Annotated in this window: 8 protein-coding genes; 5 read left to right on the forward strand and 3 right to left on the reverse strand. The window is 72.6% G+C overall.

The window, feature by feature from the left end; genetic code table 11:
- Window positions 1-120 precede the first annotated feature (120 nt).
- A complete protein-coding gene (locus ACTWNK_RS20020) occupies window positions 121-1062 on the reverse strand; it encodes a pirin family protein (protein WP_474305889.1) in 942 nt (313 codons plus the stop codon).
- Window positions 1063-1154: 92 nt separating this feature from the next.
- Here ACTWNK_RS20020 and ACTWNK_RS20025 point away from each other — a divergent pair, with 92 nt between their 5' ends.
- The 5 genes from ACTWNK_RS20025 (at window position 1155) to ACTWNK_RS20045 (ending at window position 9897) form a co-directional block, all read left to right on the forward strand.
- Window positions 1155-2525: an NtaA/DmoA family FMN-dependent monooxygenase gene (locus ACTWNK_RS20025; RefSeq protein WP_474305890.1), complete on the forward strand. Its 1371-nt coding sequence runs from the start codon at window positions 1155-1157 to the stop codon at window positions 2523-2525.
- Window positions 2526-2555: 30 nt separating this feature from the next.
- A complete protein-coding gene (locus ACTWNK_RS20030) occupies window positions 2556-3725 on the forward strand; it encodes an LLM class flavin-dependent oxidoreductase (protein WP_474305891.1) in 1170 nt (389 codons plus the stop codon).
- Window positions 3726-3796: 71 nt separating this feature from the next.
- Window positions 3797-4237 carry a hypothetical protein gene (locus ACTWNK_RS20035; RefSeq protein WP_474305892.1) on the forward strand — a complete coding sequence of 147 codons (441 nt, stop codon included), beginning with the start codon at window positions 3797-3799 and terminating at the stop codon, window positions 4235-4237.
- Between the two features lie 107 nt (window positions 4238-4344).
- Window positions 4345-6411, forward strand: coding sequence for a phosphocholine-specific phospholipase C (locus ACTWNK_RS20040; protein WP_474305893.1), 2067 nt, complete (start codon window positions 4345-4347; stop codon window positions 6409-6411).
- 63 nt (window positions 6412-6474) lie between these two features.
- Complete coding sequence (locus ACTWNK_RS20045; protein WP_474305894.1) at window positions 6475-9897, forward strand: phosphodiester glycosidase family protein; 3423 nt, start codon at window positions 6475-6477, stop codon at window positions 9895-9897.
- Window positions 9898-9970: 73 nt separating this feature from the next.
- Here the strand turns inward: ACTWNK_RS20045 and ACTWNK_RS20050 are convergent, their stop codons facing one another.
- Both ACTWNK_RS20050 and ACTWNK_RS20055 read right to left on the reverse strand, forming a co-directional pair.
- Window positions 9971-10846, reverse strand: a complete 876-nt coding sequence (locus ACTWNK_RS20050) for a glycoside hydrolase family 16 protein (RefSeq protein ID WP_474305895.1) — start codon at window positions 10844-10846, stop codon at window positions 9971-9973.
- Window positions 10843-12741, reverse strand: coding sequence for an acyltransferase family protein (locus ACTWNK_RS20055; protein WP_474305896.1), 1899 nt, complete (start codon window positions 12739-12741; stop codon window positions 10843-10845). The genes ACTWNK_RS20050 and ACTWNK_RS20055 overlap by 4 nt, the downstream gene beginning before the upstream one ends.
- Window positions 12742-12776 lie beyond the last annotated feature (35 nt).

The raw sequence follows: 12776 nt of genomic DNA on the forward strand, positions 1-12776 counted from the left end.
AGTGGAATCTTGTTCGGCCCGGCGGCGCCCCAGAGGTGGTGGCCGGTCGTGGGATCGGCGTGCTCCCGCGACCGGCCCGTTCGTGGCCCGCGTGGCGGTGCGCCTCGCGGGAGCCCCGCGTCACCGGGGCAGGCGGCCCCTGGGCCGGAGCGGCGTGGTCGGCATCGGGGGCGCGGCCAGCCGGGGGCCGTCGAAGCCGACGACCTCGCCGAACGCCGAGCCCTCCTCCCACTCCTTCCTGAAGGCGAGGATCTCCTCGTGCGAGCGGCCGACGAAGTTCCACCACATGACGAGCTCCTCCTCCAACGGCGGGCCGCCGAGCAGCAGCACGCGGCCGGGCCCCCGCAGCACGATGCTCGCGCGGCCCATGCCCAGGTAGGCCATGCCGCCGGGCGTCACGGTCGTGCCGCCGACCGTGACCTCGCCCGACAGTGCGAGCACCGCGTACTCGTGGTGTTCGCGCAGCGGCGTGTCCACGGGGTTGCCGGGCAGGACGATCTCGGCCCCGACGAGTTCGGAGTAGGTGCGCGCGGGCGAGCGCGCGGAGTGGAACTCGCCGAGCAGCACCGTGACCTGGGCGCCGTCCAGGCCGAAGACGGGCAGGTCGTCGTGGTGCTCGAACGCGGGCGGGTCGTTGCGGCGCTCGTGGGGCAGTGCCACCCAGAGCTGGGCGCCGTGCAGGAGGCCGCCAGGCCGCGACTCCTCCGAGTGCGAGATGCCGCGCCCCGCGGTCATGAGGTTGAGCCCGCCCGGCCGTACCGGCTGGGCGTTGCCGAGGCTGTCGTGGTGCATGACCTCGCCCTCGACCAGCCAGCTCACGGTCTGCAGGCCGGTGTGCGGGTGCGGGGGCACGCGCATGGCGGTGCGCTCGGGGCCGTAGTGGTCGACGAAGCACCAGGCGGCGACCATGCGGCGGCCGCGCGTGGGCAGGGTGCGGGTGACGGTCATGCCGCGCGGGCCGCCGAGTGCGACCTGGTGCCCGGACAGGAGCTCAAGCTGCGGGCCCTCAGGCTCGCGGACGGCGCAGCGCGTCTCCTGGGGGTCGCGCTCCATGTTGCTCATGTGCCGACTCTACGTCGCACACCCGTTGACACTAATTCCTTCTTTTCCTACCCTTAAAATAGGTTTTAGGGCCGAGGTATGGGGAGACGGGCATGGCGGAGCGACCCTTGCGGCAGGTGCACCTGGCCGCGCACTTTCCCGGAGTGAACAACACCACGGTCTGGCACGACCCCCGATCGGGCAGTCAGATCGACTTCTCCTCCTTCGCGCACCTGGCGCGCACCGCCGAACGCGGCAAGTTCGACTTCTTCTTCCTGGCCGAAGGGCTGCGCCTGCGCGAGCTCAAGGGCCAGATCTACGACCTGGACGTCGTCGGCAGGCCGGAGTCGCTGACCGTGCTGGCCGCGCTGGCCGCCGTCACCGACCGCCTGGGCCTGGCCGCCACCGTCAGCGCCACCTTCAACGAACCGTACGAGATCGCCCGCCGCGTGGCCAGCCTGGACCACCTCAGCGACGGCCGGGCCGCCTGGAACGTCGTCACCACCTCCGACGCCTTCACCGGGATGAACTTCAGGCGCGGCGGCTTCCTCGAACGCGCCGACCGCTACACCAGGGCCGCCGAGTGCGTGCAGCTCGTCCGCACGCTGTGGGACACCTGGACGCCGGACGCGCTGGCGGCGCCGCAGGGCTCGTTCGTCCGCGAGGGCGGCATCCGGCCGTTCGAGCACTCGGGGCAGCACTTCGACGTCACGGGCCACTTCAACGTGCCACGCGCCCCGCAGGGCCACCCTGTGATCATCCAGGCGGGCGACTCCGACGAGGGCCGCGAGTTCGCCGCCGCCACCGCCGACGTCATCTTCACCATCCACAACACCCTGGAGGGCGGTCGCCGCTTCTACGCCGACGTCAAGGGCAGACTGGCCAGGTACGGCCGGACGCACGAGCAGCTCAAGATCCTGCCCGGGGCCGGATTCGTCCTGGGCGACACCGAGCAGGACGCCGTCGAGCGCGCGGCCGAGATCCGCAGGCAGCAGGTCAGCCCGCAGACCGCCATCGCCACCCTCGAACAGGTGTGGGGCCGCGACCTGTCCGCCTACGACCCCGAGGGCCCGCTGCCCGACGTCGAGCCGGACCCGGGCGAGGGCGTCTCCGAGGGACGTGTGCCGATCCCGGACCGGATCGCGGTGGCGGCCAAGTGGCGTGCGCTGGCCGAGGAGAAGGCGCTGACGATCCGCGAGCTGATCATCGAGGTGACCGGCAGGCAGTCGTTCGTCGGCACGCCCGCTTCGGTGGCGGCCAGGATCGACGAGTTCGTGCAGACCGAGGCGAGCGACGGCTTCATCCTCGCCCCGCACCTGACCCCCACCGGGCTCGACGACTTCGTCGACCAGGTGATCCCGCTGCTGCAGGAGCGCGGTGTGTACCGCACCGAGTACACGGGCGCCACCCTGCGCGAGCACCTCGGTCTCGGCGCACCCCAGCCCACCACGGTTCCCATCGACTGGGCCCGCGTCCGCCCCTGACCTGTCGTCCTCTCCCGTTTGGAGGCTCCCATGCCCTTCCCCACGCCGTCCTCGGCCTCGGGGCGGCCGCCCCTGCACCTGGCGGTCGCCCTCGAAGGCGCCGGATGGCACCCGGCGGCCTGGCGTTCAGGTCAGCGCGTGTTCGACGCGCGGTACTGGGCCGCGCTGGCGACCGAGGCCGAGAGCGGCCTGCTCGACTTCCTCACCATCGAGGACGGCCTCGGCCTGCAGTCCTCGCGCCCCTTCGACCTCGACGGCCGTCTCGACCAGGTCAGAGGCCGTTTCGACGCCGTGCTCGTCGCCTCTCGGCTCGCGCCGATCACCACGAGCATCGGCCTGGTCCCGACCGTCACCACCACGCACACCGAGCCCTTCCACGTGGCGATCGGCCTGGCCACCCTCGACCACATCAGCCTCGGCCGGGCCGGATGGCGCGCGCAGCTGTCGGGCAGGCCCGCCGAGGCGGGGCACTTCGGGCGCAGGAGCTTCCCCGACGAGCCGATCGACCTGTCCGGCGAGCACGTCCACAAGTTGTTCGCCGAGGCGGCCGACGTGGTGGAGGTCGTCCGCAGGCTCTGGGACAGCTGGGAGGACGGCGCCGAGATCCGCGACGCCGCCACCGGCCGTTTCATCGACAGGGACAAGCTCCACTACATCGACTTCTCCGGCCCCTTCTTCAGCGTGCGCGGCCCCTCCATCACCCCGCGCCCGCCGCAGGGCCAGCCGGTCGTCACGGCGCTCGCGCACGGCCAGTTGTCCTACGACTTCGCGGGGCCGTCGGCCGACGTCACCTATGTCACGCCGCACTCGCCCGAGGAGGCCGCCGAGATCATCGAACGGATCCCGGGCGAGGGGCACGTCTTCGCCGATCTCGTCGTCTTCCTCGACGCCGATCCCGCCGCGGCCAAGGCGCGCAAGGAGGAGCTCGACGCCCAGGACGGCGCCGAGCTGGTCTCGGACGCCCCCATCTTCACCGGGACCCCCGAGCAACTGGCCGACCTGCTGCTGACCTGGCGGGCGTCGGGCCTGACCGGCTTCCGGCTGCGGCCGGGCGTGCTGCCCGACGACCTGGAGGCCATCACCAGGGGAGTGGTCCCCGCCCTGCAGGCCCGAGGCGCCTTCCGGCGTGCCTACGAGGCCGACACGCTGCGCGGCCTGCTCGGGCTGCCCAGGCCGGCCAGCAGGTACGCGAAGGCGTGAGGGACGCGGGGGAGCGGGTGCGGCCGGGGGGTCTGCGCCCGCTCTCCCGCGGCGCATATCCTGCGAGGTCTATGTTTGACGAAAAGACGCAGGAGTCCCTGCGCCGGTTGCTCGATCTCGCCGAGCACCCGGCCACACCGCAGTCGGAGCGCACGCTGGCGGTCGCCAGGATCAGGTCGCTGGTGGGCGCGCCCGCCGAGCGGCGCAAGGAGGCGACCGGCTCGGGCCGCGACGCCGAACTGCTGCGCCGGGTACGACCGCTGACGGCGGCGGTGGACGAGGAGCTCGTCGACGCCGTGCACGCCGATCTGTATGCGTTCGGCACCAGGCACCGTGTGGTGGGCGAGGTGGCCGAAGAGCTGGCCCTGGTGCTCGAACAGTGGAGCACGGCCCCGGCGTCCAGGCGCCGCCGCCTGGACGAGACGGTCAAGGCGGCGGCGTGGCGGCTCTCGTACCTGCTGGAGCGCGGTGACGTGATGCGCAAACCGGCCTGGAAGCGGGCGGGCAGGTAGGCGGGTCGCCCTGCCGGGGTCATCCTGCGGACATCTGATGATCAGGGTCTGTCTTCTTTGTGGCGGGACGATGCGGTCCGTCTAAGAAAGACCCTGAAAGGCATCACATGTCCGCTGGATCCACTCGTCGTCGATTTCTCACCCTCGCGGGCGCCACGGCAGCCGCCTCGCTGCTGCCGCCCTCCGTGCACAGGGCGATGGCCATGTCCGTCCCCCGGGGCGGCCTGTCGGCGATCAAGCACGTCGTCTTCCTCATGCAGGAGAACCGCTCGTTCGACCACTACTTCGGCGCGATGCGCGGCGTGCGCGGGTTCGGCGACCGCAATGCGATCAGGCTGCCGGGCGGCGGCTCGGTGTTCGAGCAACCGCAGGGCACCGGCCGGGTGCTGCCCTTCCCCGTACGGGAGGCCGCCGGGCTGGTCGGCAAGGACCTGCAGTGGATCTCGGCCCTGGCCCACGGCTGGAACGACGGTCAGGCCGCCGCGGCCATGGGCTGGCACAACGGCTGGATCCCGGCCAAGTCGCCCGCGACCATGACCTACTACGGGCGCGAGGACATCCCGCTGCAGTACGAACTGGCCGACGCCTTCACCGTGTGCGACGCCTACCACTGCTCGGTGCTCTCCTCCACCAGCCCGAACCGCAACTACCACGTCAGCGGCCACACCGGATACGAGCCCGGCACCACCAAGCGGGCCATCGACAACGCCGCCTACAGCGAGAACACCCACGCGGGCTACTCCTGGGGCAATGCGGGCGAGATCCTCCAGGCCGCCGGGCACACCTGGCGGGTCTACCACGAATGGGACAACTACCAGGACAACAACCTGGAGTTCTTCGCCACCTTCCGCCAGATCGCGCGCAAGGCTCTGCAGGGCGACTTCAAGAGCATGGACGCCTTCTACGCCGCCGTCAGAGGCGCGAACGAGACCCGTCGCAAGGAGCTGCTCGACCGGCTGGAGCAGGGCGTGGCGACGCTGAGCGAGCACGAGCGCGCGCTGTTCGACCGGGCGCTGCGCCGGGTGCCGGCCAAGACGCTGGCCTCGGCCTTCCGCGCCGACGTCGAGGCGGGCACGCTGCCCGCCGTCAGCTACATCGTGCCGTCGGCCGCCGACTCCGAGCACCCCAGCGCCTCCTCGCCGATCCAGAGCGCGCGCATCACCTACGACATCCTGGACGCCATCGCCTCCACCCCCGAGGTGTGGAACTCCACCGCGCTGTTCATCACCTACGACGAGAACGACGGCTTCTTCGACCACGTGCCGCCCCCGCTGCCGCCCGCCGACCAGGTCGACGACTGGTACAACGGCAAGCCGATCGGCCTGGGCATCCGCGTGCCGATGACGATCGTGTCGCCGTGGACGGTCGGCGGGTACACCTGCTCGCAGATCTTCGACCACAGCTCGACCGTGCGCTTCCTGGAGACCTGGCTCGGCGTGCGCTTCCCCGACATCACCCCCTGGCGCAGGACGGTCGCGGGCGACCTCACCTCGGCGTTCGACTTCTCCGGCGGCGGTCCCCGTCCGGTTCCGGCGCGGCCCGGCCCCGTGCCCGCCTTCTCCGGGCGCTGGAAGCCCGCGCCTCCCGCCGAGCAGCGCATGCCTGAGCAGGAGCCGGGCACGCGCCCGGCCAGGCCGCTGCCGTACCAGCTCAACGGCTGGGCGCGCATCCTCGGGCCGAACCTGGAGGTGAGCGCGGCCAACACGGGGGCGGCCAGCGCGCACATGACGTTGTACCCGTACGCGGGGGAGTTCGCGACGCCGTTGCACCTGGATGTGCGGGGGGTGCTCGCGCGGAGTGTGCCGATCAAGGAGGGGCGCTACGACCTGGTGCTGACCGGGCCCAACGGGTTCAGGCGCGAGTTCGCCGGATCGCTTTCCGGCAAGGCGGCGAAGGTGCAGGTCAATGTGGTGCTCGACCTCGATCCCCGCAAGGTCAGGGTGGAGATCGTCAACCTCGGCGAGCGGCGTCTCACGCTGACGGTCGAGTCCCTGGCCCATGCGGGCGAGGCGGAACGCCTGACGCTGCCCGCCTGGCAGTACCGTCAGGTCGTGCGGCCGATCGAGCAGGCGCACGGCTGGTACGACCTGAAGATCACCTGCGCCGAGGACCCGGGCTTCGTCCGGCGGCTGGCCGGGCACGTGGAGAACGGGCGGCCCAGCATCACGGGGTGAAGTTTTCCTTCAGTTAACGAAGAATCTTGAAAAATACTACCGAGACACGATTTAGTCGACTACGTGCGATCTAGTCACCGAATCGCGGCCGCCGCCGCGCTGGCCCCGCTCCTCGCCCTCGGCGTGACGGGGCCGGCCATGGCCGACCCGCCCCCCGCTCCAGCACCGCTCGTGGAGGACGCGCCCAGCGCCTCCTCCTACCAGGCCGACTCCACCCTCCTGGTGGCGCCGACGGCCAAGCACCTGCAGACCGCGACCACCTCACGGCCGCTCGCGCCGGGAGTCACGCTCACCTCCTTCGACCGCTACGACGCCGCCGGATGGCTGCGCGCCGACGCCGTCGCGGCCGACCTGACCGGTGGTGTCACCGCCGGGTACCTCAACTCGGGCGAGGTCACCAGGACCGAGGCGCTGTCCGGCCCGGCCGGTCGCGCCAGGGCCGTCGCCGCCGTCAACGGCGACTTCTTCGACATCAACCGCTCGGGCGCGGCGCTCGGCGTCGGCGTCAAGGACGGCGAGCTCGTCCAGTCGCCGACCGGCGGCTGGCACCAGGCCGCGGCCGTCGACGCGAGCGGCGTCGGCCGGATCGTCTCCATGCACTTCGAGGGCACGGCCACCCCGCAGGGCGGCACGCCCATCGCGCTCAGCGCCTTCAACCAGCTCCTGGACGCGGGCGGCGTCGGCCTCTACACCTCGCTGTGGGGCTCCTACGACCGCGCCAAGATCGTCGGCACCGCCACCGAGCTCACCGAGGTCCTCGTCACCGGCGGCGTCGTCACCGAGGTACGGCGCGGCGCGGGCTCAGGCCCGATCCCCGCAGGCGTCTCGGTCCTGCTCGGACGTGACGCGGGAGCCGCCAAGCTCGCCGCGCTGAAGAGCGGCGACCGGATCGACCTGACCTACCGGCCCAAGGCGGGCGACGGCGGCGCCGCGCCCCGCACCGCGATCGGCGGCAGCGCCGTACTGGTCAGGAACGGCGTCGCCCAGACCTTCGACGACCCGGCCGCGCACCCGCGCACCGGTGTCGGCTTCTCCGCCGACGGCCGCAAGATGTACCTCGTCACGGTCGACGGCAGGCAGAGCGACAGCAGGGGCGTCACACTCGGCGAGATGGCCGCGCTGATGGCCGAACTCGGCGCGGCCGACGCGCTCAACCTCGACGGCGGCGGCTCCTCCACGCTGCTGGCCCGCGAGCCGGGCTCGGCGCGGGTCCAGCTGGAGAACCAGCCCTCCGACGGCTCCGAGCGGCCCGTGCCCAACGGCATCGCCCTGTACGCGCCGCAGGGCAGCGGCAAGCTCAAGGGCTTCTGGGTGGAGACCGCCTCCGACCCGGCCAAGGCGCCGGGCGTCGGCCCCGTGCGCGGCGGCCGGCCGGACCGCGTCTTCCCCGGCCTGACCAGGAAGCTCAGCGCCGCCGGGTACGACGAGACCTACGGCCCGGCCAAGGGCGAGCCGAACTGGCGCTCCACCCAGGCCGTGCACGGCTACGTCGCCCGCGACGTCTTCAGGGCGCTGCTGCCCGGCCAGACCAAGGTCGTGGCCGCCAAGGGCAGCGCCAAGGGCGAACTCGACCTGACCGTGCTGCAGCCGCTGACCCGCCTCGGCGCGACCGTCGACCGGGTCGGCCTGGCCGGGGCCGACGCCACCGGCTCCTTCGGCGTCGTGGGCTACGACCGCAACGGCAACTCCGCGCCGATCGAGCCCGCCGACGTCAAGCTCGGCTACGACGACGACCTGCTCACCGTCACACCCGCCGAGCACGGCTTCTTCACCGTCAAGGCCGACAGGCCGCTCGGCTCGGCGCTGGTCACCGTCCAGGTCGGCGCGTACAGGACGGTCGTGCCGGTCACGGTCGGCTACGAGGACGTCGGTGTCGCCGACTTCGAGAACGCCGCCTCCTGGACGTTCGCCTCGGCCCGCGCCACCGGCTCGCTCGCCGCCGGGCCGGGCCGCAGCGGCGGCGGGCTCAAGCTCGCCTACGACTTCACCCAGTCGAGCGCCACCCGCGCCGCCTACGCCAGCCCGCCCGCCCAGATCGCGGTCGCCGGCCAGCCGCAGGCGTTCGGCCTGTGGGTGGAGTCGACGGGCAAGGGCGAATGGCCGAGCCTGGAGTTCTACGACGCCCAGGGCCAGTCGCTCATCCTGCGCGGCGCGCATCTCACCCAGCAGGGCTGGACGTTCGTCGACTTCACCGTGCCGCCCGGCGTGGCCTACCCGCTCAAGCTGCGGCGCTTCTACGTCGCCGAGACCAGGGCCGACGCCGCCTACACCAACACGCTGACCATCGACGGCCTGGTCGCCAAGGTGCCGCCCTCGGTGCAGCCGCCCGCCGCGGCCAAGATCGCCGATCCGGTCGTGGCCTCGGGCGAGGCCGTGGCCAAGGCGCCGTGGCGTTTCGCGGTCATCTCCGACGCCCAGTTCGTGGCGCGTGCGCCCGACAGCGACATCGTGCGCAACGCCCGCCGTACGCTGCGTGAGATCAAGGCGGCCGGGCCCGACTTCGTGGTGATCAACGGTGACTTCGTCGACGAGGCCTCGCCCGAGGACTTCGCGCTGGCCAAGCGCATTCTGGACGAGGAGCTCAAGGGGGAGCTGCCCTACACCTACGTGCCGGGCAACCACGAGGTGATGGGCGGCAGGATCGACAACTTCCGTGCCGTGTTCGGCGAGACCTCACGGGTGTTCGACCACAAGGGCACCAGGTTCGTCACCCTCGACACCTCCAGGCTGAACCTGCGTGGCGGCGGCTTCGAGCAGGTCGCCACCCTGCGCGCCGAGCTCGACGAGGCGGCGCGCGATCCGAAGATCGGCTCGGTCGTCGTGCTGTTCCACGTGCCGCCGCGCGACCCCACGCCGGAGAAGGGCAGCCAGCTCGGCGACCGCAAGGAGGCCGCGCTGGTCGAAGGCTGGCTGGCCGACTTCCAGCGGGCCACCGGCAAGGGCGCGGCCTATGTCGGCTCGCACGTCGGCACCTTCCACGCCTCGCGCGTCGACGCCGTGCCGTACTTCGTCAACGGGAACTCGGGCAAGAACCCGGCCACGGCGGCCGACGACGGCGGCTTCACCGGCTGGACGCTCTGGGGCGTCGACCCGGTCACCGAGCGAGAGGCGGCGCACGTGCGGCGCAACTGGTTCGTGGACGCGCCGAGCTGGATCGGCGCCCAGGTACGGCCGCATGTCGACGAGCTGACCCTCACCGCGCCCGCGACGCTGGCCACCGGCCGCAGTGCCCAGGTCGGCGCGTCCGTCAAGCAGGCCGGGCGCACGGTCCCCGTCGCCTACCCGGTCTCGGCCGACTGGTCGGGCTCGCCCAACCTGTTCGTCGGCCCCCGGCACGCCGCCAGGCCGTGGCACGCCGCCGTCCTGGACCCGGCGAGCGGCACCCTGACCGCGCTGCGCCCGTCGGGCCAGGTCACGGTGGCCGTCACCGTCAACGGCGTCACCCGTCAGGCGGTCGTCGCATTGACGGCCAAGGCAGCCGCCTGACCCTCAGGAAATCAGCGGGCGCGGACCCGGGCACACGTGCCCCGGACCCGCGCCCGCCCCCGATTCCCCCGAGTCAGCCGCCCTCGCGGACGCTGACGCTCACGTGGTCGACCAGCATGGGCCGACCGGGTACGGTGGCCGGCGTCGGGCCGCCGCCGAAGGCGCCGGGCAGGCCGCCGCCCATCGCCACGTTCAGGATGAGGAAGAAGCCGTGGCCGGTGGCCTTGCGCCAGGTCCCGGCCCCCACCTTCGCCGCCGTGACCGTGTGGAAGAGCACGCCGTCGAGGTACCAGCGCACCTCGCGCTCGTCCAGTTCGATCGCGTAGTCGTGGAAGGACCCGTGACACGTGGGACACGGCCGCTCGCCCGACGACAGGCCGGTCGGCTCGTTGCACGGCCCGACGGGCAGCGTCCCGCAGTGCATGGCGCCGAACACGGCCGGTCTGCCGTTGACCGCCTCCAGCACGTCGATCTCGCCGATGGCGGGCCAGCCGGTGTAGCCCTCCCGCATCGGCGCGCCGAGCATCCAGAACGCGGGCCAGTACCCCGCCGCCTGCTCGCCCGCGACGTCGGGCAGCGCGATCCTGGCCGCCACCCGTACGACACCGCCGGGCGGCGGCCTGAAGTCGGCACGGCGCGTCTCGATACGGCCGGACGTCCACGCCTGGCCCTCGCGCAGCGGGGTGATCGCCAGCCGGCCGGAGCCGTCGAGCGCCACATTGTCCACCGAGTCGGTCATCGTCTCGACCTCGCCGGTGCCCCACTGGGGAGCCGGGCAGCCCGGATAGCAGGTGCCGATGTCGTGCAGCCAGCGCTCGGCCGAGACCGGTGTGCGGGCCGGGCCGTCGAAGTCGTCGCGGAACACCTCGCGCCAGCCGCCTTCGCCCTGCGCCGGAACGCATGCGCACAGCGCCGCCGCCAGCAGCGCCAGTGCGATGAGCCGCCTCACAGGACCGTGGGGATCAGGTCGAGGTCTTCCAGGTCCTGCTCGATCCTCGGCGCCAGCCGTACCACGAGGGTGTTGGTGAGGTGGGCGTCGTCGCGGTAGAGGACGACGCCGTCGCGTACGGCCGGGCAGGAGGCGGTCGGGCAGACCAGATCGGTCACGTCGAGACGCCACATACCGGGCCTGCGCCTGGCCGCGATCTCTTCGGCCAGCCGGTCGCGCCCGAGCCCGACGGCACGCGGGAACGCGCACGCCTCGCCCTTCGACAGGCAGGCGGGCACGTCGAAACCGGGTATCGGCGTGTCACGCAGGTACACCAGCGGAGCGCCGAGCCGCGAGAGCCGCCCGAGTGTGGCCTCCCACCCCTCCCGCACCGCATCCGCGTCACCGGTGTAGGCGTTGAGCGAGGCCAGGATGACCAGCCGTGGGGGAGAGGAGGCGGCCAGCCGGTCCAGGGTGTTCTCGCGCCAGGCGTCGCACTCGGCGTAGCGGCGGCCGAGCCTGGGGTCGACCACGGTCAGCCTGGCCAGCGGGCAGCCGGGCTTGGTCAGCACCTCAAGGGCCCAGCCCCGGCGCGCGGCGATCCGCTCGGCCATGGCGAACCACTGGCCGGCGTGCGAGTCGCCGATCAGGACGATGCGGTCCTTGCTCGCCGTGTCGCCGAACAGGCACGGCGGGCTCGTCGTCGCGGTCAGCTCGATCTCGCAGCCCTGGGAGTGCGGGTAGTCCGACCTGGCGGCGACCGCGTCGACGCCGACCTCCTTGACGACCGCCTGGGCGGGCGCGGTGTCGGGCACGGCCGCGCCGCCGAGCACCAGGGCGAACGTCACGGGAAGCGTCATCGCCGCCAGGCCGACGGCCAGACCGCGTCTGGGCAGCTCGGCCGCCACCGCGGAACGCCGTACCGGGTTCTCCACCAGGACCAGCGTCAGCCACGCGGGAAGCGCGCAGCCCAGCACCAGCGCCAGCCGGAGCGGCCAGGCCAGCTCGCCCGTCACCGCCTCGGTGAGCACGAGCACCGGCCAGTGCCACAGGTACCAGGAGAACGACAGCCGTCCCATCGCCCGCATCCACGGCAGCGCCAGCAGCGCCGAGACCGGGGAGCGGAACAGGATGACGGCCGCCGTGCCCAGTGTGGGCGCCAGCGCGGTCAGGTCGGGATAGGACCCGGCCCCGTCGAGCACGACCATCGCCCACCCCAGCGCCGCCGCCCCCGCGAGACCGAGCCCGGCCGAGGTCAGCCGCCCGGCCTTGGCCGCGTACGGCAGCGCCAGCGCGGCCAGCGCGCCGACGCCGAACTGCCAGGCACGGCTGGGCGAGGCCAGATAGGCCAGCGGCCCGGTCCAGGTCAGCGCCAGCCACAACGAGCCCGCGGTCATCAGGGCGGCGAGCGCCGCGACGGCCTTGCGCCGGTGACGCCGGGCCAGCAGCGCCGCCAGCAGCAACAGCGGCGCCCAGAGCAGGTAGAACTGCTCCTCGACCGCCAGCGACCAGAAGTGCAGCAGCGGCGAAGGGTCGCGGTCGGCCGCCAGGTAGTCGGTCTGGGCGGCGATGAAGCGCCAGTTGGCCAGGTACAGCGCCGAGGCGACCACGTCGGCCGCCACGTCGCTCGCCCGCAGCGCGCCGAGCACCAGCCAGGAGCCGAGCGCCGTGGCCACCAGCACCACGCCCGCCGCGGGCAGCAGCCGCCTGGCCCGGCGCGCGTAGAACTCCATGAGCGAGAAACGCTCCTGGCCGACCAGCAGCCCGGTGATGAGGAACCCGGAGATGACGAAGAAGACGTCGACGCCCGCGAACCCGCCGCCGAGCCCCGGCACGCTCGCATGGAACAGCAGCACGGCCAGGACCGCGACCGCGCGCAGCCCCTCGACGTCGGCCCTGAACGGCAGCGCGCTCATGGCGTCAGCGGGGGAAGCACGGCCCACCCGGTGGC

It is taken from the genome of Nonomuraea sp. IBHARD001 (assembly GCF_056106265.1).

Coding starts and splice junctions, on each gene's coding strand:
- ACTWNK_RS20020 (WP_474305889.1), bottom strand. CDS start 1,062: ATGAGCAACATGGAGCGCGACCCCCAGGAGACGCGCTGCGCCGTCCGC.
- ACTWNK_RS20025 (WP_474305890.1), top strand. CDS start 1,155: ATGGCGGAGCGACCCTTGCGGCAGGTGCACCTGGCCGCGCACTTTCCC.
- ACTWNK_RS20055 (WP_474305896.1), bottom strand. CDS start 12,741: ATGAGCGCGCTGCCGTTCAGGGCCGACGTCGAGGGGCTGCGCGCGGTC.
- ACTWNK_RS20030 (WP_474305891.1), top strand. CDS start 2,556: ATGCCCTTCCCCACGCCGTCCTCGGCCTCGGGGCGGCCGCCCCTGCAC.
- ACTWNK_RS20040 (WP_474305893.1), top strand. CDS start 4,345: ATGTCCGCTGGATCCACTCGTCGTCGATTTCTCACCCTCGCGGGCGCC.
- ACTWNK_RS20035 (WP_474305892.1), top strand. CDS start 3,797: ATGTTTGACGAAAAGACGCAGGAGTCCCTGCGCCGGTTGCTCGATCTC.